29 protein-coding genes are annotated in these 25,829 nt (G+C 66.6%); 19 read left to right on the forward strand and 10 right to left on the reverse strand.

Features of this window, described 5'->3' with window-relative positions:
* Positions 1-379: 379 nt before the first annotated feature.
* Genes SBI67_RS24380 through SBI67_RS24390 form a run of 3 tightly spaced genes read left to right on the forward strand, consistent with a single transcriptional unit; the run spans position 380 to position 3,017 of the window.
* Positions 380-1,795, forward strand: coding sequence for an ethanolamine ammonia-lyase subunit EutB (locus SBI67_RS24380; RefSeq protein WP_318983055.1), 1,416 nt, complete (start codon positions 380-382; stop codon positions 1,793-1,795).
* Positions 1,792-2,565 carry an ethanolamine ammonia-lyase subunit EutC gene (gene eutC, locus SBI67_RS24385; protein ID WP_318983056.1) on the forward strand — a complete coding sequence of 258 codons (774 nt, stop codon included), beginning with the start codon at positions 1,792-1,794 and terminating at the stop codon, positions 2,563-2,565. Before SBI67_RS24380 ends, eutC begins: the two co-directional genes overlap by 4 nt.
* Before the next feature lie 38 nt (positions 2,566-2,603).
* Positions 2,604-3,017: a VOC family protein gene (locus SBI67_RS24390; RefSeq protein WP_318983057.1), complete on the forward strand. Its 414-nt coding sequence runs from the start codon at positions 2,604-2,606 to the stop codon at positions 3,015-3,017.
* Here SBI67_RS24390 and SBI67_RS24395 read toward each other — a convergent pair.
* From SBI67_RS24395 to SBI67_RS24410, 4 genes are all read right to left on the reverse strand, one after another.
* Complete coding sequence (locus tag SBI67_RS24395) at positions 3,001-3,597, reverse strand: DUF4232 domain-containing protein (protein WP_318983058.1); 597 nt, start codon at positions 3,595-3,597, stop codon at positions 3,001-3,003. The two genes, SBI67_RS24390 and SBI67_RS24395, sit on opposite strands and share 17 nt — an antisense overlap.
* A gap of 100 nt (positions 3,598-3,697) precedes the next feature.
* On the reverse strand, positions 3,698-4,108 hold the full coding sequence (locus tag SBI67_RS24400) for a hypothetical protein (RefSeq protein ID WP_318983059.1): 411 nt from the start codon (positions 4,106-4,108) through the stop codon (positions 3,698-3,700).
* A gap of 90 nt (positions 4,109-4,198) precedes the next feature.
* Positions 4,199-5,119 (reverse strand): Vgb family protein, encoded by a 921-nt coding sequence (locus SBI67_RS24405; protein WP_318983060.1) that lies wholly within the window; start codon positions 5,117-5,119, stop codon positions 4,199-4,201.
* A gap of 115 nt (positions 5,120-5,234) precedes the next feature.
* Entirely contained in the window at positions 5,235-5,942 is a 708-nt protein-coding gene (locus SBI67_RS24410) for a guanylate cyclase (RefSeq protein WP_318983061.1), read from the reverse strand.
* A 29-nt stretch (positions 5,943-5,971) separates the two neighbouring features.
* Here SBI67_RS24410 and SBI67_RS24415 point away from each other — a divergent pair, with 29 nt between their 5' ends.
* On the forward strand, positions 5,972-6,133 hold the full coding sequence (locus SBI67_RS24415; RefSeq protein ID WP_318983062.1) for a hypothetical protein: 162 nt from the start codon (positions 5,972-5,974) through the stop codon (positions 6,131-6,133).
* A gap of 82 nt (positions 6,134-6,215) precedes the next feature.
* Here the strand turns inward: SBI67_RS24415 and SBI67_RS24420 are convergent, their stop codons facing one another.
* A complete protein-coding gene (locus SBI67_RS24420; RefSeq protein WP_318983063.1) occupies positions 6,216-7,079 on the reverse strand; it encodes an alpha/beta fold hydrolase in 864 nt (287 codons plus the stop codon).
* Positions 7,080-7,168: 89 nt separating this feature from the next.
* Between SBI67_RS24420 and SBI67_RS24425 the strand changes: the two genes are divergently transcribed.
* The 12 genes from SBI67_RS24425 (at position 7,169) to SBI67_RS24480 (ending at position 20,031) form a co-directional block, all read left to right on the forward strand.
* Positions 7,169-7,768 (forward strand): TetR/AcrR family transcriptional regulator, encoded by a 600-nt coding sequence (locus SBI67_RS24425; RefSeq protein ID WP_318983064.1) that lies wholly within the window; start codon positions 7,169-7,171, stop codon positions 7,766-7,768.
* Positions 7,769-7,972: 204 nt separating this feature from the next.
* Positions 7,973-8,752 (forward strand): MlaE family ABC transporter permease, encoded by a 780-nt coding sequence (locus tag SBI67_RS24430; RefSeq protein ID WP_036396968.1) that lies wholly within the window; start codon positions 7,973-7,975, stop codon positions 8,750-8,752.
* A gap of 10 nt (positions 8,753-8,762) precedes the next feature.
* Positions 8,763-9,605, forward strand: a complete 843-nt coding sequence (locus SBI67_RS24435; protein ID WP_318983065.1) for an ABC transporter permease — start codon at positions 8,763-8,765, stop codon at positions 9,603-9,605.
* 5 nt (positions 9,606-9,610) lie between these two features.
* The gene (locus SBI67_RS24440; RefSeq protein WP_318983066.1) at positions 9,611-11,107 is read left to right on the forward strand and encodes an MCE family protein; all 1,497 of its coding nucleotides are present in this window, start codon (positions 9,611-9,613) and stop codon (positions 11,105-11,107) included.
* Positions 11,108-11,152: 45 nt separating this feature from the next.
* Entirely contained in the window at positions 11,153-12,184 is a 1,032-nt protein-coding gene (locus tag SBI67_RS24445; RefSeq protein ID WP_318983067.1) for an MCE family protein, read from the forward strand.
* Entirely contained in the window at positions 12,181-13,554 is a 1,374-nt protein-coding gene (locus SBI67_RS24450) for a virulence factor Mce family protein (protein ID WP_318983068.1), read from the forward strand. Before SBI67_RS24445 ends, SBI67_RS24450 begins: the two co-directional genes overlap by 4 nt.
* Before the next feature lie 14 nt (positions 13,555-13,568).
* Positions 13,569-14,876, forward strand: a complete 1,308-nt coding sequence (locus tag SBI67_RS24455) for an MCE family protein (protein WP_318983326.1) — start codon at positions 13,569-13,571, stop codon at positions 14,874-14,876.
* Complete coding sequence (locus tag SBI67_RS24460; protein ID WP_318983069.1) at positions 14,873-15,985, forward strand: MCE family protein; 1,113 nt, start codon at positions 14,873-14,875, stop codon at positions 15,983-15,985. The genes SBI67_RS24455 and SBI67_RS24460 overlap by 4 nt, the downstream gene beginning before the upstream one ends.
* A gap of 2 nt (positions 15,986-15,987) precedes the next feature.
* Positions 15,988-17,463: an MCE family protein gene (locus tag SBI67_RS24465; protein WP_318983070.1), complete on the forward strand. Its 1,476-nt coding sequence runs from the start codon at positions 15,988-15,990 to the stop codon at positions 17,461-17,463.
* Positions 17,427-18,101, forward strand: a complete 675-nt coding sequence (locus SBI67_RS24470; RefSeq protein ID WP_318983071.1) for an Rv1363c family protein — start codon at positions 17,427-17,429, stop codon at positions 18,099-18,101. The genes SBI67_RS24465 and SBI67_RS24470 overlap by 37 nt, the downstream gene beginning before the upstream one ends.
* Positions 18,098-18,775: an Rv1363c family protein gene (locus tag SBI67_RS24475; RefSeq protein WP_318983072.1), complete on the forward strand. Its 678-nt coding sequence runs from the start codon at positions 18,098-18,100 to the stop codon at positions 18,773-18,775. Before SBI67_RS24470 ends, SBI67_RS24475 begins: the two co-directional genes overlap by 4 nt.
* A gap of 41 nt (positions 18,776-18,816) precedes the next feature.
* Positions 18,817-20,031, forward strand: coding sequence for a DUF1298 domain-containing protein (locus SBI67_RS24480; RefSeq protein WP_318983073.1), 1,215 nt, complete (start codon positions 18,817-18,819; stop codon positions 20,029-20,031).
* Positions 20,032-20,083: 52 nt separating this feature from the next.
* Here SBI67_RS24480 and SBI67_RS24485 read toward each other — a convergent pair whose 3' ends face one another.
* From SBI67_RS24485 to SBI67_RS24495, 3 genes are read right to left on the reverse strand one after another with little or no spacing between them, the layout of a single operon-like run.
* Positions 20,084-20,503 carry a RidA family protein gene (locus SBI67_RS24485; protein WP_318983074.1) on the reverse strand — a complete coding sequence of 140 codons (420 nt, stop codon included), beginning with the start codon at positions 20,501-20,503 and terminating at the stop codon, positions 20,084-20,086.
* The gene (locus tag SBI67_RS24490) at positions 20,500-22,005 is read right to left on the reverse strand and encodes an APC family permease (RefSeq protein ID WP_318983075.1); all 1,506 of its coding nucleotides are present in this window, start codon (positions 22,003-22,005) and stop codon (positions 20,500-20,502) included. The genes SBI67_RS24485 and SBI67_RS24490 overlap by 4 nt, the downstream gene beginning before the upstream one ends.
* The gene (locus tag SBI67_RS24495) at positions 22,002-22,913 is read right to left on the reverse strand and encodes a phytanoyl-CoA dioxygenase family protein (protein WP_318983076.1); all 912 of its coding nucleotides are present in this window, start codon (positions 22,911-22,913) and stop codon (positions 22,002-22,004) included. Before SBI67_RS24495 ends, SBI67_RS24490 begins: the two co-directional genes overlap by 4 nt.
* 114 nt (positions 22,914-23,027) lie before the next feature.
* Here SBI67_RS24495 and SBI67_RS24500 point away from each other — a divergent pair, with 114 nt between their 5' ends.
* A complete protein-coding gene (locus SBI67_RS24500) occupies positions 23,028-23,636 on the forward strand; it encodes a TetR/AcrR family transcriptional regulator (RefSeq protein ID WP_318983077.1) in 609 nt (202 codons plus the stop codon).
* 14 nt (positions 23,637-23,650) lie between these two features.
* On the opposite strand, the gene SBI67_RS24505 is transcribed toward SBI67_RS24500, so the two are convergent.
* Entirely contained in the window at positions 23,651-24,343 is a 693-nt protein-coding gene (locus SBI67_RS24505; RefSeq protein WP_318983078.1) for a DUF899 domain-containing protein, read from the reverse strand.
* Between the two features lie 80 nt (positions 24,344-24,423).
* On the opposite strand from SBI67_RS24505, the gene SBI67_RS24510 reads away from it, so the two are divergent.
* Positions 24,424-24,774, forward strand: a complete 351-nt coding sequence (locus tag SBI67_RS24510; RefSeq protein WP_318983079.1) for an ArsR/SmtB family transcription factor — start codon at positions 24,424-24,426, stop codon at positions 24,772-24,774.
* The gene (locus tag SBI67_RS24515) at positions 24,771-25,211 is read left to right on the forward strand and encodes an SRPBCC family protein (RefSeq protein WP_318983080.1); all 441 of its coding nucleotides are present in this window, start codon (positions 24,771-24,773) and stop codon (positions 25,209-25,211) included. Before SBI67_RS24510 ends, SBI67_RS24515 begins: the two co-directional genes overlap by 4 nt.
* On the opposite strand, the gene SBI67_RS24520 is transcribed toward SBI67_RS24515, so the two are convergent.
* A complete protein-coding gene (locus tag SBI67_RS24520) occupies positions 25,208-25,822 on the reverse strand; it encodes a TetR/AcrR family transcriptional regulator (protein WP_318983081.1) in 615 nt (204 codons plus the stop codon). The genes SBI67_RS24515 and SBI67_RS24520 overlap by 4 nt on opposite strands.
* Between the last annotated feature and the right edge of the window lie 7 nt (positions 25,823-25,829).

Raw genomic sequence — 25,829 nt, forward strand, 5'->3', positions numbered from 1 at the left:
TGGGTACAAGCAGTCCGGTATTGGTCGGGAAAACCACCATATGATGCTCGATCACTACCAGCAGACCAAGAACCTGCTGGTCAGCTACAGCGAAACCGCCGCCGGCTTCTTCTAAAGAGCTTCAGCGCGGATCACGCCCCGAGTCCGTCGGCTCAGGGCGTGATCCGTGTCTTGGGTAGACAGGGACCAGGCCATCGGCCACACTCTCCTAAAAGGTTGGAAAAACAACCTTTGATGCCGGGGGCTGATCGAGGGAGTGGAAAGTGGCGGCGAGTCATGGTGCGGTGCAGAGACACCTTGGGAGCGTCAGCCATCTGCAGAAGCGGCAGCTCAACTCCGAGGAATTCGCGATCCCGGCCGAGGTTCGGAGCGTGCTCAAATGATGTACCGGCAGCAAATCGGTGGTGTCAGTTACCGTTTCGACGGTCTGGTCGAGGTGTTGGCGAAGGCCACCCCGCTGCGTTCCGGTGATCAGCTCGCCGGCTGCGCGGCCGATTCCGACGCCGAAAGGGCAGCCGCGGCATGGGTATTGGCTGACCTCCCGGTGCAGACGTTCCTCGACGAAGAGGTGGTGTCGTACGACGACGACGAGGTGACCCGGCTGATTTTCGACAGTCACGACCGTGACGCCTTCGCCGACATCTCGCATCTGACCGTCGGCGGGTTCCGGGACTGGCTGCTGGACAACGCTTCTCGCGACGACGGTGCGCGTCGTATCGCGGCCGTCAGTCCTGGCATCACCCCGGAGATGGCGGCTGCGGTCAGCAAGATCATGCGCAACCAGGACCTGATCGCGGTTGCAGCCGCCACCGAGGTCACCGCTGCGTTCCGGACGACGGTCGGACTGCCGGGGACCTTGGCTACCCGGCTACAGCCCAACCACCCGACCGACGACCCGCGGGGAATCGCCGCGGCGGTGCTCGACGGGCTGCTGCTCGGCTGCGGCGACGCGGTCATCGGCATCAACCCGGCGACCGATTCACCCCACGCCACAGCCGATCTGCTGTATCTGTTGGACTCGATCCGGTCCCGCTACGACATACCTGCGCAGTCGTGCGTGCTGTCGCACATCACCACCACCATCGGGCTGATCGAGGAGGGGGTGCCGGTGGACCTGGTCTTCCAGTCGATCGCCGGTACCGAAGGCGCCAACACGGCGTTCGGGGTGAATATCGACCTGCTGCGCGAAGGTAACGCCGCAGCACGGTCGTTGCGGCGCGGCACCGTCGGCGACAACGTGATGTACCTGGAGACCGGTCAGGGCTCGGCGTTGAGCTCCGGCGCGCATCTCGGCGTCGGCGGCAAGCCCGTCGACCAGCAGACGCTGGAGACCCGGGCCTACGCCGTCGCCCGCGATCTGCAACCGCTGCTGGTCAACACCGTGGTCGGCTTCATCGGTCCCGAATACCTCTATGACGGAAAGCAAATCATCCGGGCCGGCCTGGAGGATCACTTCTGCGGCAAGCTGCTGGGCCTGCCGATGGGCGTGGATGTCTGCTACACCAACCACGCCGAAGCCGACCAGAACGACATGGACAACCTGCTGACGCTGCTGGCCGCCGCCGGTGTCGCCTTCGTCATCACCGTGCCCGGTGCCGACGATGTCATGCTCGGCTACCAGAGCCTGTCCTTCCACGACGTGCTTGCCACGCGGCGGACCCTCGGGTTGCGCCCCGCACCGGAATTCGAGGACTGGCTGCGCGGTATCGGCATGATCGACGCCACCGGCCGACTGACGCCGTTCGACGTCACCCGATCGCCGCTGCGATCACTGACCTCGGCGGGGGCGTCATGAGTTCCGACGAACCGGCCCGGCAACAATTCTGGGACGAGCTGCGCACCACCACCCAGGCCAGGATCGGGCTGGGCCGCGCCGGCAACGGATTACCGACCCGAGAGGTGTTGGCGCTCAATGCTGCCCACGCCGCTGCCCGCGACGCGGTGCACCTGCCCCTGGATGTCGAACAGCTGGCCGCGCGTGTCGCCGAGATCGGTATCGGTGTCCCGGCGACGGTCACCAGCCAAGCGACGTCGCGAGGCGAGTATCTCCGTCGGCCCGACCTCGGCCGCAGTCCCGCCGACTTGTCGGCGGTCCCCGAACACCCCGCCGATATCGGTTTCGTGCTCGCCGACGGACTGTCACCGACCGCGGTGCTGCACCACGGCGTCCCGCTGCTGCGTGAACTGGCGGCCCAACTCGGGCAGCGGTATTCGTTGGCGTCTCCCGTCATCGCGACACAGGCACGCGTCGCCCTGGGGGATCACATCGCCGCCCGGGGTGGCTACCGGACGCTGTTGGTCATCATCGGTGAGCGCCCCGGCCTGTCCGTCTCGGACAGTCTGGGCATCTACCTGACCCACCGGCCCCGCCCGGGGTGCACCGATGCGGATCGCAACTGCATCTCCAACATCCACCCACCCGACGGGTTGGGCTACCAGGAGGCGGCGCGCGTCGCGGTCAGTCTCGTAGCCGGGGCCCGGCAGCTCGGGCGGTCCGGGGTGGCGCTCAAGGACACGTCGCGGGCGGTGGCCGTCGGGTCGAGCGCGGGCGCCCAGCTGCCGTAGCGCCGGACTTGTCGGTGGTGCCGCCTAGCATCCCGGTCATGAAATTTGTGTCGACGCGCCTCATCACCGCCGATGTCGGGCGGCTGGTCGCCTTCTACGAGCAGGTCACCGGCGTCGCAGCGGTATGGGCCAATGAGCTGTTCGCCGAGATCCAGACGCCGGTCGGCACCCTGGCCATCGGCAGTGACAAAACCGTGCCGCTGTTCGGCGCGGGATCGGCCGAGCCGGCCGCCAACCGCAGCGCGATCATCGAGTTCATCGTCGACGACGTGGACGCCGACTACGAACGGTTGCGGGGGAGCGTGGGCGAGGTGGTCACCGAGCCCACGACGATGCCGTGGGGCAACCGGGCGCTACTGTTCCGCGACCCAGACGGCAACCTCGTCAACCTGTTCACCCCGGTGGCCGATGCCGCGCGGGCCAAGTTCGGGGTCGTCAGCCCACCGAACTGATGCTCGCCCCGCAGATCGGCAAGTCGATCGGCAGGGTCCGGGCGACGACATCGTTGGGCGGGGTGACCACCAACTGCCCCCATCGGGCGCATGAGTTACCCGTTTCGGTGTCGATCATCGAGGTGAGCACATCGGCGCTGCCGACCTCACCGGGCTGCAGCGTCAGGTGCGGCGCCGCATTGGCCGGCCGTCGCGGGATGTTGATCAGCACTCCGCCGGCCGGTGTCACCAGATCGGCACCCGGATAGCCCACCATGGTGCACGTCTGCTGCGACGAGTTGCGGAAGGACACCACCACCCGCCGTTGTGTGTTCGCGGATTCCATTGCCCCGTTGGTGACGTCGAGCGCATCGTCGGAACACGGCCCGACCCCCACCGGCGCCTGTGACGGCGCGACCGTGACGGTCACGGGCGCTATCGAGGAAACGGGCGGAACGGGTGCCGGCGTCGCGACCGGTGTGGGGGTGGCGGTCGGGGCGGCAGTGACCGTCACCGTCGGTGCCGGTGGGGCCTGCTGGGCGGTGCATCCGGCCAGTAGGGCGATCGCCACCACGGGCAGCGACCGAGCGACGATCTTCATGAGGTGAGTCCTTTCGTGGTATCAGGTGCCACCACGCTAGGGCCGAGGACTTGACGGATTCTTGGCGTCAAAGGCACTGCCCCAGAACGCTACTGACGCCTCAGAGTCCACCGCACCGGGACGGGGCCAGGAACGGTGACCAGGGCGGGCAGTCCGCCGGCAGGGGCTGGGGCTCGGCGGGCGGCGGGGGCGGTGGCGCGGGCGGAACGGGTGCCGCCTGATGCGGCGTACCCCGCCACGGATAGACGATGTTGGTCGCGATATCCACGGTGCCCTCGGATGTCCAGTACCAGTCGTGGCAGATGTTCCAATCCCAGGTGATCACGCCGAACTCGGCGCCGGGGATCAACGGGTCGCCCGGGCACCAATGGGTGCAGGTGAGGCCGCCGGGACAGTTGCCACCCTGATAACTGGGGCCGTCGGCGTTCGCGGGGCCGGCGGCGCCGAGCGCGACCAACCCCACCCCGCCGGATATGACGACCGTGGCCGCCATCCGCGTAAACCGGTTCATCTTTCGGTCCTTCCGTCAGGCGTCGCTGTCCGGACGCGTCATGGCATCCAGTAGACGTCGGGCCGGGCCGTTACCGATCCCAAATGGCGCCTATGGCGTCCCTATCGCCGTGGGCCCCGGCGGTGTTATCCGTCCGATCGTGTTACCGGCCTTGTTCGTGAACCACAGCGCACCGTCCGGACCATCCTTGATGTCGAAGGGGCCGTCCACCTGCGGCGGCCCACCGAGGAACGACCACGTGTCGGTTGCCGGGAGGTACCGGCCGATGGTGTTGGCCCCGGTGTCGGCCAACCACACCGCACCGTCGCGTCCCACCCACACGCCGTCCGGTGCGGACAGCCGGGAATCGGTCACGGGCACCGCGGTGTTGAACGCGTCGTCGGGGTCGAACGAGAGCAGGCCCGCCGGGTCACGCGTGGTCAACCAGAGCCTGCCGTCGGTGCTCTGACACCACGCGCGCGGGCTGCCCGGCATCGGTACTGCGGTCACCGTGTCGGTCGAAGGGGCCAGCATGCCGATGGTGCCCGACGACGAATTTACCCACCACACCGTGCCGTCGGATGTGACGAACAACGCGGCCGGCGCGGCGATGGTGGGGGAGTAGAACAACTGCATCGAGTCGAGCGGTGCGCGCGGATGCAGGGCGCCGACAGCATTGCGGCCGCGCAGTGAAAACCACAGGCGCCCATCAGGACCCGATTTCAAGGCCACCGGACGGCTACCTTCGGGTAGGGGGTACATGGCGATGGTCGACGACGGTTCCGGCGCCTCGGGATCCACGGCGCCCAACGCGTCCGAGCCCAGGGCGGTAAACCACACGCGGCCATCGGATGCGGGAAAGATGTTGGCGGGCAAAGCGATAGCGGGGTCGGTAAAAGTCTGAACGACACCGTCGCGGACCCGGCCGATGCGGTGGTTGCCGATACTGGTGAACCACATATCGCCGAACGCGTGAATCAACCCGGAAGGCGCATCCAGCTCCGGGCTGGCGAACACTGTGATGGCGGGCACTGGTCGAGCCTAGCTAAAAAAGCTGCCGTCCAAAGAGTTTCGGAGACCGGACCGTCGACCTCGGGGGTAGTATCGACGATCCGGTCTGCCTGTTATAACGCAGAAATGCCCGCAGTTATGCCAGGGGTGTCGCAACGTCGACGGCGATCTCGTCGCCCAGGGCGTATCCGGGGGTCAGTGACAACGAGTCGCCGCTCCAGAACTTGCCCGGATCGAAATAGTTCTCCCGCTTCTCGGTCTGCAGCAGGCCCATGTCCTCGTAGGTGATGGCGACCGTCTCCGCGCAGTACGCCGTCTCCAGGCCGACGGCCCGCCGTCGCGACTTGCTGCGCTCGGCGGACTCCCGCACCTTCTTGTGCACCAAGGGCAGCCCCCGGGTGAAGTCGCTGACGATCGGCAACCGCCCGCGCAACCACCGGCCGGTCAGTCGGGCCGTCGTCGGGAACGCCGTACCGTTCATCCGGGCGATCACCCGCAGCATCTGGTCCTCCTGCTCGCGGGTGGCATACGGGGACAGCTGACGTAACCAGCAGTGCTGTCCGTAACCGTGCACCCACTGCTCCACGACCTCACGTGCATCGTTGAGCTGCACGCCGCGATGGTGCGTGCCGGTCCACAGGTCCAGCAGTTTGTGTCCGAGTTCGGCATGCCAGATCAGCGGGGGCAGGTCGTCGATGGCGACCGTCATGCCGACGTGGTTGACCGGCGCATTGGTCAACGTCTGAATGGCCCGGTCCGGACCCGAGCCGCCGCGGAACAACCAGATATCACCGGTGCGCGTCTCGTTCAGTGCCCGGTCCAGTGACACCGTGTGTGCGTTCACCCCGGCAGCCTATGCAGCACAATCGCTTGATGCGAAGCATCTGGAAGTGGGTCGGGTTGGCCGGCGTCGCCGGGGTGGTGGCCGGCGGGGTGCTGGTGGCACGGGATCAGCGCAAGCGCAAGGCCTACACCGCCGACGACATCCGGGCCCGGCTGCACCAGCGGCTCGACGAGGCGAATCAGGCCGGTTAGTGCCTGGCGAGCGGCCCCGGAATGGCACTGTTTGCGGCGTGTCGGTGAGCAGACACGGCCGCTCGCCGAAAAGAAAACACGGTCAGCGGTTGACGAAGTCGACCACGACGTCGGTGAAGGCGTCGTTGTCGTCGCCCGCGGCGGTGTGTCCGGCGTCGGACAACTCGACGAACTCGGCGGTCGGCACCTTTGCCAGAAAGTCGCGAACACCCTCCTCGGACACCACGTCGGAGAGCCGGCCGCGGATCAGCAAGATCGGTACGGTGAGGTTCATCGCGGCCTGTTCCAGCTTGTCCACCCGGGTGAATGGGTCGTCGCCGGGCTTGGTGAGAAACGCCGGATCCCAATGCCAGTACCACCGGCCGTTGCGCAGCCGCAGGTTCTTCTTCAGCCCTTCGGCGCTGCGCGGTTTCGGCCGGTGCGGCAGATATTCGGCCACCGCGTCGGCGGCCTGCTCCAGCGAATCGAAGCCGTGCACGTGGTTGAACATGAAGTCGCGGATGCGGGCGCTGCCGTCCTTCTCGAAGCGCGGCACCACGTCGACGAGCACCAGTTTGGTCACCAGGTTGGGCCCGGCCTCGTGGGCGGCCAGGATGCCGGTCAGCCCGCCCATGCTGGCGCCGATGAGCACCACCGGCCTGCCGATCTGGTAGAGCACCTGCAAGATGTCGGCGCACAGTGTCTCGACGGCGTAGTTGGCGGTGGGGGACCGGTCACTGTCGCCGTGTCCGCGGCTGTCCAGCGCGACGACGTGCATGCCGGCTTCGGCCAGCACGTGCCCGGTGTTCTTCCACGAGTGCCGGTTCTGGCCGCCGCCGTGCAACAGCAAGACGGTGGGCAGGTCGGTGTCGGTGTCGGCGTTCCATTCGTCGGCGACCAGGGTCAGGTCGTCGACGCCGCGGAACGTGACCGTCTGCGGTGCGTTGTCTGCTGCGCTCACGGGCATCCTCTCGCCGACCAGGCGATCACGTTACCGAGCCGCCCGATACCGCAAATGACCGGTCCACCCGTGCGGTCGTCCCTAGAATCACGGCTGTGCCGCCGGAACGTTCCCTCGACCAGGAACGTGGCCGCATCATCCGGGCCACCTACGAATGCCTGGTGCAACCCCATGAGGGCCCGGTGCCGGTGTCGGCCATCCTGGCCAGGGCCGGTGTGTCCAGCCGGGCGTTCTACCGGCATTTCGAGTCCAAGGACGAGTTGTTCCTGGCGATGTTGGGAGACCTGCTGGCGACGCTGTCGGGCTGGCTGGACGAGATCGCCCGGGGGCCCGGCACGCCGGTCGAGCAGCTGCGCGCCTGGATCGGCCAAATGTTTGCCCTGGCGACCGAACCGTTGGTCTCCAGCTACCTCGCGGTGATGGAATCCGACGAGATGCGGTCCGCGAAGGGCTATCCGCACGTCCGTGAACAGGCGCGCACAGATCGGGAACAGATACTGGCCGAAATACTGCGCCGCGGTGTTCAGGATGGCTCATTTCCGCTGGCCGAACCGGAGTTTGACGCGGTGGCGATCAACGCGTTGGTCAGCAGGCAGCTCAGCGTGCCGGTTCCGGCCGATCCGGCGCTGGTCGACATCGCCAAGCAACAAGTGCTCGGATTCGCCTTGCGCGCGCTCGGCGCTGGCAAATTTTGACGAGTGGCCTCCGGAATTGTGGATCGGGCGGTGACCGGCGCGGCGGCTCGCGGTAGATGTTGCTGGCGGGAAAATCGTTATGTACGTTCTTGCCCGTCCATGGTGATGCCTGTGGTCAGATTCGTGTGACACGGCTTCGTCGGGGCGCAGGGAAGGGAAATAGCAGGTAATGCGGAAGAGGTGCAGCTGGGGACGGCGTCGTTAATGGCCTCCTCCGATGCGGTGCCCGACGTCGTCGCAAAACCCGTGCGCGCGTTCGGCGGCTTCTTCTCGATGACGCTGGACGTCTTCGTGCTGATGTGGCGACCGCCGTTCGCCTGGCGTGAGTTCATCCTGCAGGCATGGTTCGTGGCGCGGGTCTCGATCCTGCCGACGCTGATGCTCACCATCCCGTACACGGTGCTGCTGACGTTCACCTTCAACATCCTGCTGACCGAGTTCGGTGCCGCCGACTTCTCCGGGACGGGTGCCGCGCTGGGTACCGTCAGCCAGATCGGACCTATCGTCACCGTGCTGGTGATCGCCGGCGCCGGCGCCACCGCCATGTGCGCCGACCTGGGTGCGCGCACCATCCGCGACGAGCTGGACGCCCTGCGCGTCATGGGCATTAATCCCATTCAGGCACTGGTGATCCCGCGCGTGCTCGCGGCGACGACGGTATCGCTGGCGCTGTCGGCCACCGTGGTGCTGGTGGGTCTGACGGGGGCGTACTTCTTCTGCGTCTACATCCAGCACGTCTCGCCGGGCGCCTTCGTCGCCGGGTTGACCCTGGTGACCGGTCCCGCCGACGTGGTCATCGCGCTGGCCAAGGCCGCGCTGTTCGGCCTCGCGGCCGGCCTGATCGCCTGCTACAAGGGCATTTCGGTGGGCGGCGGTCCCGCCGGTGTGGGTAACGCGGTGAACGAGACGGTGGTGTTCACGTTCATGACGCTGTTCGCCATCAATGTGGTCGCGACGGCGGTCGGTGTGAAGGCCACGATGTGAGCGGGGCCCGATGAGTGGGGCACTGGGGCACCGCTTGAAGCGCAGCGTCGGCGGTGTGGTCGACAGCTGGAACCAGGTCGGCGTGCAGACGAAGTTCTTCGGCCGCACCTTGCGCTCGATACCCGACGTCTTCATCAACTACCCCAAGGAACTGATCCGGCTCATCGCCCAAATGGGGCTGGGTACCGGGGCATTGGCCATCATCGGTGGCACCGTCGCCATCGTCGGCTTCCTCACCGTCAGCACCGGTGCCCTGGTCGCGGTGCAGGGGTACAACCAGTTCGCCGAGATCGGCGTCGAAGCGCTCACCGGTTTCGCCTCGGCGTTCTTCAACGTCCGCCTCATCGCACCGGGCACCACCGCCGTCGCGCTGTCGGCCACCATCGGCGCCGGTGCCACCGCCCAGCTGGGCGCCATGCGCATCAACGAAGAGATCGATGCTCTCGAGGTGATCGGCATCCGCAGCATTGCCTACCTGGCGTCCACCCGCGTCATCGCCGGTGTGGTGGTGGTCATTCCGCTGTACTGCGTGGGTGTGCTGATGTCGTTCTGGGCAGCCAAACTCGGCACCACCGCCATCTACGGGCAGTCCATCGGCGTCTACGACCACTACTTCGACACGTTCCTCAACCCCGTGGACCTGATCTGGTCGTTCGTGCAATCCATCGCGATGGCCATCGTGATCATGTTGGTGCACACCTTCTACGGGTTCACCGCCAGCGGTGGCCCGGCCGGCGTCGGTGAGGCGGTGGGCCGCGCGGTGCGCACGTCGCTGGTCATCTCCGCGTTCGTCGTCGTGATGATCTCGCTGGCCGTGTACGGGCAATCGGGCAACTTCAACCTGGCCGGCTGACACACATGGACCATTTCTCTCGCGACAAGGGGCTGGCGCCGGGCTGGTGGACGCTGATGCTCGTGTTGTTCCTCGCCGGCTCGGTGTGGCTGTCGTATTCGTTGTTCACCGGCAGCCTGAAATCCTCGGTGCCGGTCACGCTCACCTCGGATCGCTCGGGTCTGGTCATGGAGACCAACGCCAAGGTGAAAATGCGCGGCGTGCAGGTGGGCAAGGTGGTGGCCATCTCCGGGGGCGACACCGGGGGCGAGCGAAGCGACGGGGAATGGTCCGAAAGTGCCGCACCGGTGAAACTGCGCCTGGACATCGACCCCGACCAGATCCGCTACATCCCGGCCAATGTGGAGGCCAGGATCCGGGCCACCACCATCTTCGGTGCCAAATTCGTCGACCTCGTCTACCCGGACGATCCCAGCCCGCAGCGGCTGGAAGCCGGCCAGGTACTCACGTCGCTCAACGTCACTACCGAGGTGAACACCGTCTTCCAGAACCTGGTGGGCGTGCTGGACAAAATCGACACCGCCAAACTGAACGCGGTGCTCTCAGCACTGGCCGAGGGTGTCCGCGGGCAGGGCGAGCGCATCGGCCAAGCCACCACCGACGCCAACCAGGTGCTGTTGGCCATCAACCCGCGTAGCGAGACCATCCGGGCCGATTGGCAGTCGCTGCAAGGCTTCAGCGACGCCTATAGCGGTGCGGCCCAAGACATCCTGTCCACGCTGAACGCGGCGAGCACCACCGCGGTCACCATCTCCAGTCATGCCCAGCAGTTGGATGCGCTGCTGCTGGCCACCACCGGACTGTCCAACAAGGGCATCGAGTTGTTGGCGCCCAACCAGGGCAACCTGATCACCGCAATCAACACGCTGCGGCCCACCACCGACCTGCTCGCCAAGTACGACCCCGAATACACCTGCATGCTCGTCGGCGCCAAATACCTTCTGGACCATGGTGGTTACGAGGCCACCGGCGGCAACGGCAAGTCGTTCATCCTGGACGCCGGCATCCGGCCCGGCAACGACCCGTACAAGTTCCCGCAGAACCTGCCGATCGTCGGCGCCAAGGGCGGACCGGGTGGCAAGCCCGGCTGCGGTTCGCTACCGATCGTCGACCAGAACTGGCCGGTGCGCCAGCTCATCACCAACACCGGTTTCGGCACCGGCCTGGACTGGCGGCCCAACCCGGGCATCGCCTTCCCGATGTACGGCAACTACCTGCCGGTCACCCGCGCGGTGCCCGAACCGCCCAGCATCCGCAACACCTTCGGTGGTCCTGCACCCGGACCGATCCCATATCCCGGGGCTCCGGCCTACGGCGCGCCGCTGTACGCGCCGGACGGCACACCGTTGTGGCCCGGTCTGCCGCCCGCCCCGCCGCCGGGAGCGCCGCGCGATCCCGGCCGCACGCCAGGCTCGGAGCCGTTCGTGGTACCCGCCCCCGGTGTGCAGCCGACGCCGCTGCCACCAGTACCCCTGCCCGAGGAGGCCGCACCGGCACCGTAGCGCAACGAGCAGATCCGAACGCAGCAGCACGAAAAGGAACGAGCCATGAAAGACAATCTGGTAGGCGCGATTTGGCGCCTGGCCATCTTCCTGGCTGTGTGCATGCTGGGTGTCTTCGGATTGTTCGCGATCTTCGCGCAGCTGCGTCTCGGCGAGTCCACCCACAACTACCGGGCGTTGTTCGCCAACGCGTCGGGTATGGAGGAAGGCGATTTCGTGCGGATCGCCGGTGTCGAGGTGGGCAAGGTCGGCGCGATGCACATCCAGGACGATGGCACGGTGCTGGCCGAATTCACCGCCGACGATTCGGTGGTGCTGACCGAGGGCACCCGCGCGGTGATCCGCTACGACGACCTGATCGGCGGCCGGTACCTGGCCCTGCAAGAAGGCGTGGGAAACACCAAGAAGCTCAAGCCCGGTGACACCATTCCGCTGGCTCGCACCGCACCGGCGCTGGACCTGGATGCGTTGATCGGCGGGTTCCGGCCGTTATTCCGCGCGTTGGACCCCAACCAGGTCAATGCGCTGTCCGGCCAGCTGATCAGCGCACTGCAGGGCCAGGGTGCCACCATCGGATCCTTCCTCAGCCAGACCGCCGCCCTGACCAATACGTTGGCCGACCGGGACCAGTTGATCGGTGAGGTGATCGTCAACCTGAATACGGTGATGGGCTCCCTCGGCGATCAGAACAAGCAGTTCGCCAAGGGCATCGACGGTCTGGCGCAACTGATGGACACGCTGGCCCAGCGTCGTACCGATATCGCCAACGGTGTGGCCTACGCCAGCGCCGCGGCCGGCAGCATCGCCGATCTGCTCGAGCAGGCACGCCCACCACTGGTCAAGACGGTGCAGGAAACCGACCGGGCCGCAGGCATCGTCGTGGCCGACCACGACTACTTCGACAACCTGCTCAACACCTTGCCGGATTCGTATCAAATCCTGGCCCGCCAAGGCATTTACGGCGACTTCTTCAGCTTCTACCTGTGCGACATCATCCTCAAGCTCAACGGCAAGGGCGGACAGCCGGTGTACGTGAAGGCTGCCGGGCAGGACAGCGGGCGGTGCACGCCGCGATGAAGTCCTTCTCCGAACGCAACCAGTTGATCGTCGGCGCTGTCGGCCTGCTGGTGATCGCCGCCATCATCGTCGGCGCCCTCAACTACGACAAGTTGCCCTTCCTGGACCGGGGCAAGGACTACTCGGCCTACTTCGCCGAGGCAGGCGGCTTGCGCAGCGGTGCGGCCGTTCAGGTTTCGGGCATGCGGGTCGGTCACGTGACGGCCGTAGAACTGGACGGCCAGCGGGTTCTGGTCAAGTTCAAGGTCGACGACGGGGTGCGCATCGGTGACCGCAGCGAGGCCGCGGTGAAGACCAAGAGTCTGCTGGGCACCAAGATCCTGGAGGTATCTCCGCGCGGCGAGGGAACCCTACGGGCCACCATCCCGCTCGAACGGACCACGCCGGCTTACCAATTGCCCGATGCGTTGGGCGACCTGACTGCCACCATCAGCGGTCTGAACACCGACCAGCTCTCGGATTCGTTGCGCGTGCTGTCGGAGACGTTCGCCGACACCCCGCCCGAACTCAAGGTCGCCGTCGAAGGCGTGGCCCGCTTCTCCCAGACCCTCAACGAGCGTGACGCCCAGTTGCGGGGCCTGCTCGGCAACGCCAACACCGCCACCACGGTGCTGGCCGAGCGCAGCGACCAGATCGTCGGCCTGGTCCGCAACACCAACGCGTTGCTGGCCGAACTGCAGGGGCAAAGCGCTGCGCTGGACAGCCTTTCGGGCAACATCTCAGCCCTGAGCCGGCAGGTGCAGGGGTTGATCGCGGAGAACAAGACCACACTGCGCCCGGCGCTGGACAAGCTCAACGGAGTGCTGACCATCCTGGACAACCGCAAGGACCGCTTGCGTAAAGCCCTGCCGCTGCTGAACTCCTACGCGATGTCGCTGGGTGAATCGGTCAGCTCCGGGCCGTTCTTCAAGACCTACATCGTCAATCTGCTTCCCGGACAATTCATCCAGCCCTTCGTCGACGCGGCGTTCTCCGACCTCGGCCTCGACCCGCACGTGCTGCTGCCCTCGCAGCGCACCGACCCGCAACTGGGGCAGCCGGGCACTCCGGCCATGCCCGTCCCGTTCCCGCGCACCGGTCAGGGCGGCGAGCCGAGGATGAACCTGCCCGATGCGATCACCGGTAACCCCGGTGACCAGGGGTGCGGACCGCCCGGGCTGCCGTTGCCAGGGCCCACCGGCTGCTACCCGTACCGCGAGCCCATTCCGCCGGGCCCGCCCGGTGGTCCGCCGCCGGGACCGCCGGCGATCGCGCCGCCGGGAATCGCCTCCACGCCGACGCCGTTCCCCAGCCCGGTGTTGGTCCCGGCACCCGGCGAGCCGGCACCTGCCGGTGACCCGGCTGCTCCGAATGCAGGGGCGGGCCAGTGAATTCGAACCTGAACGTGCGCAACGCCCGCATCGGTCTGGCGCTGGCCCTGGTACTCATGCTGGGCGCCGGGGTGTACCTGGTGACCCGGGCCAGCGACACCCTGCATCGGACGAATGTCGTCGCGTACTTCGAGAACAGCAACGGCATCTTCGTCGGCGACGACGTGGTGATCCTCGGGGTGCCCGTCGGCCGGATCGACAAGATCGAGCCGGAACCGCAACAGGTGAAGGTCACCTTCCACTACGACGACCGCTACCAGGTGCCTGCCGATGTGAACGCGGCGATCCTGTCGCCGATGCTGGTGACCTCGCGCGCCATCCAGCTCACGCCCGCCTACTCGGGCGGGGCGGTGCTCAAGAATGACGCCGTCATCCCGCGGGAACGCACCGTCGTGCCCGTCGAATACGACGATTTCCGAACCCAGTTGCAGCGGCTGACCCAGACCCTGCAGCCGACCGAACCCGGCGGGGTCAGCACGCTCGGTTCGTTCATCAACACCACCGCCGACAATCTGCGCGGTCAGGGTGCCAGTATCCGCGACGCCCTGACCAAACTGTCCCAAGCCTTTTCGGCCCTCGGCGACCACAGCACCGACATCTTCAGCACCGTCAAGAACCTGTCCATCCTGGTGTCGGCGCTGCAGGACAGCACCACGGTGATGCGCCAGCTCAACCAGAACCTGGCCTCGGTGACCGGGCTGCTCGCCGACAATCCGAACGAGGTCGGCAATGCCGTCAAGGATCTGTCGGACACCGTCGGGCAGGTGCAGACGTTCGTGGCCGACAACCGGGAGGCCTTGGGCACCACGTCGGACAAGCTGGCCGGGGTGACCCAGACCCTCAACGACAGCCTCGATGACGTCAAGCAGTTCCTGCACGTCGCGCCGTCGGCGTTCCAGAACTATGTGAACATCTACCAACCGGCGCAAGGCGCCGTGGCGGCGGTGCCGGCGCTGAACAACTTCGCCGACCCGATCTCGTTCCTGTGCGGCGGTATTCAGGCCGCCTCCCGGATGGGTGCCGAGCAGTCGGCCAAGCTGTGCGTGCAATACCTGGCGCCGATCGTGAAGAACCGCCAGTACAACTTCCTGCCGCTGGGATTGAACCAGTTGGTCGGCGCGCAGGCCCGCCCCAACGAGATCACCTACAGCGAGGAATGGATGCGGCCGGACTACATCCCGCCACCGGGACCGGCGCCGGCGATCCTGCCACCGCCGGTGGTCGACCCCGCGTCGCCTCCGCTGCCTGCGGAGGCACCCCAGGCGACCAATCCGACTGACGGCCTGCCCGGCCTGATGGTGCACAGCGGCGGTGGCTCATGAAACGGCTGATCCTCGTCCTGGCGTGCCTGGCACTGGGCGGCTGCTCATGGCAGGGCCTGAACTCGGTGGCATTGCCCGGCGTCCAGGGTGAGGGGCCGGGGGCCTACACGGTGCAGGCCGAGATGCCCGATGTGGACAATCTGGACCGCAATTCGCGTGTTCGCGTGGGCGACGTGACTGTCGGGAACGTCACCGATATCCAGCGGCAGGGCTGGCACGCGCTGATCACCATGAAGCTCAACGCCGATGTGGTGCTGCCGGCCAATGCGACCGCCAAGATCGGCCAAACCAGCCTGCTGGGGTCCCAGCACATCGAGCTCGCGCCGCCCAAAGACGTTGCACCACAGGGGCGGTTGCATGACGGCTCGCTGATCCCGTTGGCTAGTAGCGGTGGTTACCCGACCACCGAGCAGACGTTGGCGGCGATTTCGCTGCTGCTCAACGGTGGTGGCCTGGGCAACGTGCAGGACATCACCGCGGCGTTCAGCCAGGCTTTCACCGGGCGCGAGGCCGACTTGCGCAGCCTGATCGATCAGCTGAACGTCTTCATTGCCAACACAAATGACCAGAAGGACGACATCATCAACGCGGCGTCCAGCCTCAACGATCTGGTCGGACAGGTCGCCGCGCAGAAACCGGTGGTGGACAAGGCGCTCAAGACGGTGCCCGACGCGCTGGCGGTACTTAAGGATCAACGCAACCAGCTCGCCGAGGCGGTGACCCAGCTGGGCAAATTCAGTGCACTGGCGGCGGATTCGACCAACCAGACCCGGGATGCGCTGGTGGCGGAGCTGAAATCGCTCGGCCCGACACTGGAACAACTGGCCAATGCCGGGCCGGCGCTGACCCGGTCACTGAGCTTCTTCACCACCTACCCGTTCCCCAAGGAGACGCTGGCGAACTGGATGCGCGGTGACTACGCCAACCTGACCCTGGTGGTCGACCTGACCCTGAGCCGGTTGGATCAGGGTGTGTTCACCGGAACGCGTTGGGAGGGTGATCTCACCGAGCTGGAGATGCAGTGGGGCCGCACCATCGGCCAGCTGCCCAGCCCGTACACCGCGGTGAATCCGCTCGTGGTGCCGTATCGCTGGGATCAGGGGCCGTAATCATGGTGTTGACCAGACGTGTCCTGCTGCAGTTCGCGGTGTTCACCTTCATCGCCGCCATCGCCATCGGCATCATGGTGTTCGGCTATATGAACCTGCCCAACTTGCTGTGGGGCGCAGGGCATTACAAGGTGACGCTGCAGTTGCCCGAGACCGGCGGCCTGTATCCGCGCAGCAACGTCACCTACCGTGGTAGCCAGGTTGGCCGAGTGGAGAGCGTCGGCCTCAACGAACACGGTGGCGTCAACGCCGTACTGTCACTCACCGACGATGTGGAGATCCCCGCCGACCTGGAAGCCCAGGTGCACAGCCAGACGGCGATCGGTGAACTGTTCGTCGAGCTGCTGCCCCGCGCCGACGGCGGACCGTATCTGCGCAACGGAGATGTCATCGCCGCCGACCGGGCGACCGTGCCGCCCGATGTCAACGCGCTACTCGACGCGACCAACCGGGGCTTGGATGCCATCCCGCGGGAGAACCTGCAGACCGCTGTCGACGAGGCTTACCAGGCCGTCGGCGGGTTGGGCCCGGACCTGTCGCGCTTGGTCAAGGGCTCCACGGCGCTGGCCATCGACGCGCGCGCCAACCTGGACCCGCTCACCGCGCTGATCGACCAGTCCAAGCCGGTCCTGGACACCCAGAGCGATACGTCGGGGTCCATCCGGGCCTGGGCCTCGCACCTGGCCACCATCACCGGGCAGCTGCAGACCCAGGACCAGGCCGTGCGCGGTGTGCTGACCCAAGGGCCGGGTGCTGCTGACGAGGTGCGGGCGTTGCTGGGCCGGTTGCAGCCGACGCTGCCGGTGGTGCTGGCCAACCTGGTCAACATCAACCAGGTGGCCATCACCTACCAACCGGCGCTGGAACAGCTGCTGGTGTTGTTGCCGCAGGGCACCGCCACCTCGCAGGCCGTCGGCACCGCGAACCGCAACACCAAGCAGAACTTCAAAGGTGCCTATCTGGACCTCAATCTCAACCTGAATCTGCCCCCGCCATGCACCACCGGTTTCCTGCCGCCACAGCAGCAGCGGGTGGCCGCCGACGTCGACTATCCGGACCGCCCGGCCGGGGATCTGTACTGCCGCATCCCGCAGGACGCGGCAGGCAACGTGCGTGGTGCGCGCAACCTGCCGTGCGAGACCGTGCCGGGTAAGCGGGCACCGACGGTCAAACTGTGCGAGAGCAACGAAAACTACATTCCGCTCAACGATGGTTACAACTGGAAGGGCGACCCGAACGCAACCTTGTCCGGGCAGGCCATCCCGCAGTTGCCGCCGGGTACGCCGCCGGCTCCCGCCGGACCGGTGGTGCCGTCGGGAGCCCCGCCGCCCCCACCGGTCGCGGCCGCCGAATACGATCCCAGCACCGGCACGTACGTTGGACCCGACGGTCAGGTGTACACCCAGTCCAATCTGGCCCGCAGTGCGAGCGAGGAGCAAACATGGCAGACGATGCTGCTACCCCCGAAGGGGCGGTAAGCGAGTCCGCAGAACAGACAGCCGACGGCAAAACCGAAGCCACCGAGACCAGTGAAGCCAGCACGACCACCGACGCCACGGCGGTCGAGGATGGCGAGGATATCGACGCCGTCGAGTCGGACACCGCTACCGATATCGGTGCCGCTGCGCCGCAGCGCTCGCATGTCACGCTGGCCCTGATCGCCGGCCTGGTGCTGGTACTGGCCCTCGGCGGGCTCACCGGCTGGCTGGGGTTTCGGGCCTTCCAGTCCAAGCAGCTCGACGATCAGCGCAAGGTGTTCCTGCAGGTGGGCCGCCAGGGCGCGATCAACCTGACCTCCATCGACTTCGAGCACGCCGACGCGGACGTGCAACGCATCCTCGATTCGGCCACCGGCACGTTCTACGACGACTTCCAGAAGCGGGCGGGGCCGTTCGTCGAGGTGGTCAAGCAGGCGAAGTCCAAGTCGATCGGCACCGTGACCGAGGCGGGTCTGGAATCCGACACCGACACCGGCGCGCAGGTGCTGGTGGCCGTGACGGTACAGACCTCCAACGCCGGTGCGGCCGAGCAGCAACCGCGGTTGTGGCGGATGCGCATCACCGTGCAGAAGATGGGTGACGACGTGAAGGTGTCCAACGTGGAGTTTGTGCCGTGACCGAACCGAACGCCGCCTCCACACCGAATAAGGACGACGACACCGCCTCGGAGATCACCGAGTCCGAGGGCACGGAAGTCACCGAGAGCACGGACGTCGCCGAGAGGGCGGACGTCACCGAGACCACAGAGATCGCCGAGACGCCTGCCGCCCCCGACACGGCACAGGCTGTGCCGCAGCCGAAACGGTCCGTCGACTGGAAACGCGTGGTGGCCTACGGTGTGCTGCCCGGGCTGGCCCTCGTGCTGGCGCTGGCCGCCGGGTTCCTCAAATGGCAGGACAACTCGGTCCGCGACGGTGACACGGCGCGCGCCGAATCCGTCCAGGTGGCCAAGGACAGCACCATCGCGCTGCTGTCCTACAAGCCCGACACCGTCGAACAACAGCTCAATGCCGCGCGTGACCTGCTGACCGGTGATTTCCAGGAGGCCTACACCTCGCTGACCCATGACGTGGTCATCCCGGGCGCCAAGCAGAAGCAGATCTCGGCCGTGGCTACTGTCCCGGCCGCGGCTTCGGTGTCGGCCGATCCGAACAAGGCCGTGGTGTTGGTGTTCGTCAACCAAACCGTGGTCGTGGGCTCCGACGCGCCTACCGATACCGCTTCCAGTGTGCGGGTGACGTTGGAAAAGCACGGTGATCGCTGGCTGATCTCCAAGTTCGACCCGGTGTAGCCATAACTCGGCTCGCACCCGTCGACGCCCAGATGTTCTGGATGTCGGCCAAGATTCCCAACGACACCTTCATGGTGTTCGGGTTCGACCGGGTGCCAGACGATCTGGACCGGGCGCTGGACGAGCTGCTCGCCCGGGCGCGCACCAGCCCGGACCTGTCGCAGCGCATCGACGACTCGTCGTGGTTGCGGTACCCGCGTTGGGCACCGTGCCCGCCGGACCGGTCCCGGTTCCTGGTCCATGAATCCGGCGAGCGCACCTGGGACGGTTGCCTTTCCGTCGTCGACGGCCTCGTTGATGACCAGCTCGACCCGCAAGTGACACCCTGGCGGCTGCACGTGTTCACCGGTATCGACGGCGTGCCGGGTGTCCGCGGGTTTGGAACGGTGGCCGCGCTGCAGATCACCCACACCCTTGGCGGCGCCGGGCGCACCGATGCGCCGGCGGCGCTGATGTTCGGCCGCCCCGGAGTCGTCCCGCCGGTGCTGCCGTCGCGCACCGGAGCGCTGTCGCTGCCCTGGCGCACCGTCGGGGCGATCCGGGCGCAGCGAGACCTCCTGCGTGACAGTGAATCCGGGCGAATCCCTGCGCAAGCGCCCGGCCGCCCGCCGCTGCGGACCAACGCCCCGCTCGCCGGCCGCCGTGCCATGCGCAGTGTGGTGGTGCCCAGGGCCGCGTTGTCCGGGGGCACCGTCACCGTGGCGGCCCTGACCCACATCGCCGGCGCTCTGGCGATGCACCTGGCCGACCTCGGTGAGGACACCAGCCGGCTGGGTGCCGAAGTGACGATGGTCAAACCCGGTGTGCGTCACGCGTACAACCACTTCCGGGCCGCCGGTGTGGACTTGCACCCGGAGCTGCCGGTGCAGCCACGGATGGCGGCCATCGCCGCCGAGTTGCGGGCCCGGCGGGACCGGGCGGCGCACCCGGCGATGCTGGCATCGGACCGAGCGTTTGCCGCCACTCCCGCGCCGCTGCTGCGTTGGGGGATAAGCACATTCGACCCGACAGTTCGGTCGGCGACGGTGATCGGCAACACCGTGGTGTCGAGCATCAACTGTGGCGCCGCAGATTTCGGTTTCGGCGGGTGCCCGGTCCGGGTGGCCACCGTGTTCCCCGGGCTGTCACCGATGATGGGTCTGACCCACGGTGTGATGGGGCTGGGGGACACCGTTTCGATCAACGTGTCTGCCACGGAGTCGGCCGTCGGCGATGTGGATGCCTACGTGGCGCGGCTGAAATCCGCCTTCGTCTAGCGACTTGTGCACGTTTCGTCACGCCGGGCGTGACACGACGTGCACGAATCGCTTACGCGACGACAGCGGTTGCGGTGAGCTCCAGAAGCTGCTGGGGATGGATGAATCCAGAGCAGCCGATCCAGGTGCTGGTCGGGCGGTGATCTCCCACCCAGTCCTTCAGCAGAGGTGTGCAGGCGGCGAGGGCGGGGACGTCAGTGGTGTAGATCGTCCAGGCCACCAGACCGTCGCGGCCGACGCCGACGGCGGCGAGCGAGCGCTCGAGAACGCCGAGAACGTACTCCAACTGTTCGGCCAGCGATGTGCTCACGACATCGAGTTCGCCGGAACCATCGGTCAGTGGAGCGATCCCGGAGACGTAGACCGTGCCGTTGGCGACGATGGTCTGCACGATGCCCAAATCGTCGAACAGCGTGGGATCGAGGTAGCCGATATCGGGTACCGAGCGGGTGATGGTGGTCGGGTTGGTCATGCCAGTGCTGCCTCTCGGGTCTGTGGATCGGGATCGATTTCGGGGCTGTTGGGAGTGCCGGGGTCGCCGGCGATCAGGTTGGGGTCCAGACGTTCGGGAAAGCGGACTGCGAGGTAGCCCAGAATCGCCAGGCCTATCGCCCACCAGGCTGCCACGCAGTAGCCGGCCAAGCTCATGGGATAGGACAGCGCGGCGACGAAACTGAACGCCGTGATGCCCGCACCCGCGCAGAAGGTCGGGAACAAGAACAGCAGACCCAGCGCCGGAATGACCAGGTGCACGACCGGGCGGAACTCCGAACGCCGGAACCGCAGGTAGTACACCGGGCAGGCGATGCATACGGCCATGTAGATCGGCAGCACCGCGACCGTCAACACAGTGCCGGTGAACATGAATCCGGATACCGGCCCGAACACCAGGCCGACCCCGAGCGTCACCGCGACGGCGATGGTGAACACCACCGCGATTGCCGCCACCGGGGATCTGAACCGGTGATGCGTCTTCTTGAGGAACCTGGGCAGCATGCCGGCCCGGCCCATCGCCCATGCGACGCGCGTGGTGGCCATCGCCGCGCCGTTCGCCGACGCCAACCCCGAGCTGAGCAACGTGATCAACAGAATCACCCACCCGGCGCCCCAGAAGGTCCGGGTGATTTCCATCCAGGGGTCGCCATCGCCGTAGGCCAGGAAGCCCGCATAGTTGTCGGGCCCGAAGTACACCGCCGAGGCGTACGTGGTGAACACGAAGAAGACGCCCACCAGCAGGACGGATCCGATGACGGCCCATTTGATGGTGCGGCGCGGATCACGGGCTTCCTCGCCAAGGGGTGCTGCGGCGTCGAAGCCGATGAAGGCGAGGAAGGCGTAGACGGCACCGGCGATGATGCCGCTCATACCGCCGAATCCGTCGACCGTCGCGTGGGTGGTCCAGAACACGCTCAGCGTGTTGCGGTCACCGGCGGCCACCACCATCCACACCGAAAGCACCAGCATGACAAGGATTTCCGCCGCGCCCAGGAGCATGCCCACCCGGGTGCCGAACTGGGCGCCCAGGTAGTTCATCACCAGCGCCAAGGCGATGCAGACGAGTGCGCCGATGATCCACCAGGCGGTGTAGCCCAAGCCCATGGCGCCGGTGAACGAGGTGCCCACCATGTTTCCGACCAACAGGGCCAGATAGGGCAGCGCCGCCGCATAGACCAGCAGCGTGCCCCAGCCACCGAGAAAGCCCGCGGCTCCGTGAAACGCCGCGGCCAGATACGACGACATCCCGGCCGCCGAGGTCACCCGCTTGGCCAGTTGCCCGATCGCGACGGCGACGAAGAGACACCCGAGCAAGGCGAAGACCACAGATGCGGGCAGGGCGCCGCCGGCGAAGCCGGCACCGGCGATCACGGCGAAGGCCGCACCCACGCCCGGTGCCATCGTCGCGATCGAGACAAAGGTCGCTTCGCCCAGGGTGACACTGTTGCGTGCGAGTCCGTCGGATTCGTCGGTGGTCATACCCGCGCTCCCGAGGTGTCGGTGATGGCGTTCATCAACGTGTTCGCCGAGTCTTGGCGGTCGGCTGCCGATTTCATGTCCTCGATCGACAGGTGACCGGTGACGTCGTCGCGCACGACCGACAGCGGGTCGGCCACATCACCGACGTAACCGATGGCGAAGCACCCCAATTGATAGCCCATCAGCTTGAGCAGGTCGTCGTCGAGCGTGCGGGCGATCTCCATCGGGGTGGAGAGATACTGGTTTTCTTCCTGCCGCACCCACCCGACGGCATAGGTGATGTTGATCGCCTGGCGCACCTTGTCGGTGGTGGTGTTGGCCCCGCCGCCGTGGTAGATCTTGCCGTTGTACAGCAGCACCGACCCGCGCTCCATCTCGGCCGGCAGCGAATCTTCCTGGGAGAACTTCTCATTGGTTCCGAGTAGGTGACTGCCCGGGACCACCCGGGTGGCGCCCATCTCGGCGGTGTAGTCACTCATCGCCCACAGCGTGTTGCACTGGACCTGGTAGTCGGCCGGGAACGGGAAGAAGTCCCATGCCAGTTCGTCGCGGTGGATGGCCTGGGCCGGTGATCCGGGGCCGATCGAGATGACCTGGGTCAGATGCAGTTGGAACTTGGAGGCGTGGCTCAGGTAGTCACCGGCCACCGACAAGACGGTGGGGTGGGCGACGAGCTCGCGCGCGGCGACCGACCGCGCGATGAGCGAGCCGGTACGCCGGGTCTTGACGCCGAGGAAGTCGTCGGCGCCGTAGGCGGTGCCCTCGATATAGGGGCTGAGTTCCTCGGCGACGCGGTCCATATGGGAAGCCGGCACCAGGTTGTCGATGATCACGTAGCCGTCTTCACGGAGGGCCCGGGTGATCTGCTCGGGATGGGCGGTGGCGGGTAGGTGGTTGAGCTCTGGCACGGAGTGACTCCTCGGGGTGATGTCGACTGAAATCAGACTCCAGTCTGAACTTGAGTCTGTTTCTGGAGTGCGTCGCGGCGTAACGATGCGGTAAATCCGACTAGAGTCGCATTCATGGCCGAAACGATGCGCCGACTGCCCGCGCAGCGGCGTAGTCGAGAGACGGTGCAGCGCATCCTCGATGCGGCCCATGAGTTGCTCGCCACCGTCGGATACGAGCGCGCCGTGGAGTCGCCGGCTCTGCTGCTGGAGAAGTCCGGAGTCAGCAAGGGGGCGTTCTACGCCTACTTCACCAGCCCTGAGATGGCGATGGAGACCGTCGCGCTGGAGTACATGGAGCGCTCCACCGCGATGGCCGACGACTTCGCCGGTGCGGACTACGACAATTGGGAAGAGGTGACAGCGCGCGCGATTTCGACCTACAGCGGCTACTACCGCGATCCCGTCGTGCGGGAGCTGTGGCTCAACGGGCACCTGTCGCCGGTGGCGGTCGCCGAGGACGAACGCGCCAACCTCTACATCGCCACCAGGCTCTGGGAGGCCCTCACCAGGGTCGAACCCGACCGCACGACTCGGTTGGAGGTAGTGCACTGCTCGGTAGCCATCGAGATCCTGGATTACCTGCTGCGGTTCGCCTTTCGGCACGAGCCCGACGGCGACGCGCAGTTGATCGCCGAATCGATCGTGGCGATGACCGAGTATCTACGCACCCGAATCGACTAGCCCGACCGACCGGATCAGTGTGATGACACCGGTTGCCCGTATTCGTCGTGCCAGCGCCACCATTCGTACGGTGCGGACTGCGGGTAGCCGGCGGGGGAGTCCTCCCACGTCTCCTGTCTGCCCAGTGCGGTCATGTCGAGGAAGTTCCAGGTGTTGACGAACACCTCGTCACCGCGGTTGTTGACGAAGTAAGTCCGGTAGATGCGCTCGCCGTCCCGGATGAACGCGTTGGTGCCGTGCCACTCGCGCACCCCGAAATCGACGTCGAATGCGGCGTCGGCGGTGGGCGCGATGGTGTACCAGGGGATGTCCCAGCCCATCCGCGCCTTGATCCCGGCCAGGTCGGCCTGTGCGCCGCGCGAGACGTAGACCAATGTGGTGTCCCGCGCGTTCAGATGCGCGAGATTGCCGATGTGGTCGGCCATCAGTGAACACCCGACACAGCCATGCTCAGGCCAGCCGTGCACGCCGGGGTCGGCGAAAGCCCGGTACACCAGCAGCTGGCGCCGGCCGGCAAACAGGTCGAGCAGCCTGACGGCGCCATCAGGTCCGTCGAAACGGTAGTCCTTGTCCACTGCCGTCCACGGCATCCGCCTGCGCTCGGCGGCCAGCGCGTCGCGCGCCTTGGTGAATTGCGTTTCCTTGACCAGCATTTCGTTGAGCGCCCGCTGCCATTCATCGGCTGAGACGACCGCCGGCCTGTCCATGACGACCCTCCATTCATTCAACCAATATGTTTAACGATCTGCTTCAAGGGAAGCATGGCCCGGCCGTTATAGTCAACGGAATGGTTGAAGATCAGGCGCTCGATCGTGCCTACGCGGCGCTCGCGGATCCGACCCGCAGACGGCTGCTGGAAGCGCTGCGGGCCGGCGACGCGCGGATCACCGACCTGGCCGCCCCGCTGCCCATGACGTTCGCGGGGGTGTCCCGCCATGTCGGCGTCCTGGAGTCGGCCGGGCTCGTGCGTCGCGAGGTGCGCGGCCGCGAGCATTGGCTGTCGTTACAGCCCGAGGGGCTGGCGGCCGCTCAGCAGTGGATCAGCGACCAGACGGACTTCTGGTCGGCCCGCGCCGATGCGCTCGCGGCCCGGTTGCGCCGGCACAAGAGCGGCCGCCACCAGGAGCGATCCCGATGAGCGGGGATGTCACCGCCCGTGTGGCGCGGGTCATGCCGGCCGCTCCGGCGGTGGTGTTCGACGAATGGCTGGATCCGGAGTCGTTGGCGGAGTGGATGTGTCCTCGTCCGGATCGCTGTGTCGCTGTCACCGTGCAGCCCCATGTGGGCGGGAAGGTGCGCTTCGACGTCGACCACGCGGGCGGCCTGGTGATCATCAGCGGCCAGTTCCTGGTCATCGAGCGGCCGCGGCTACTGCGCTTTACCTGGTCCAGCTCCGATTGGCCGGATCCGACTGCTACCAGCGTGGTCACGGTGGCGTTCGAACCGCACGGGGACGGCGACACACTGATGTCGATCGAGCACACCCTGTTGCCGCCGGAGGTCTTCCACGACTTCCAGGACGGCTGGGTCGGGGTATGTGATCAATTGGCCGATCACCTGAGCGGCAAACCCTAAGCGGCGCGGAGGTTTTCGATCCCCACATCCAGAGCGTGCTGCAGGTAGGACAGATCGCCGGTCGCCAGCAGGATGCCGACACCGCCCTGGATGCCGGCCAGCAGGGCCGCCGCGGCCTTCTCCGGATGCACCCCGGCGTCGATCTTGCCCTGAGCCTGCATCGCTCGGATGCCGTCGGCAATCTCGTCGTGCCAGCGGCGCATCAGGGCCGTGGTGACCGCCTGGGCGCCGGGTGTGGTGCGGCCGATCTCGGACATCAGCATGCTCAGCGGGCAGCTCTGGCCCTGCCTGCGATAGCGGTCCAGCACGGCGTCGCGCCACCGCTGCCAGGCCGCCCACGATGTCAGCGCGCCCAAATGAGGTTGTTGGTCGGCGAGGACCTGCTCGGCCTCGTACGCAGCAACCGCAAGCAGCAACTGCTCCTTCCCGCCGGGAAAGTAGTGGAACAGCTGGCTCTTGGACGTCCCGGTGCGAGCCCGGATGTCATCCAGCGTGGTCATGGCCACGCCACGGTCGCGGATCTCGGCCGCCGCGCCCCGCACGATGCGGTCACGGGTGGCCGCGCCCTTCTTGGTCGCCGGCGTGGGGGAATTTTGGACTTGCAGGTCCATTTTTACA

This window comes from Mycolicibacterium chengduense, from assembly GCF_033741155.1.
Lineage (GTDB): Bacteria > Actinomycetota > Actinomycetes > Mycobacteriales > Mycobacteriaceae > Mycobacterium.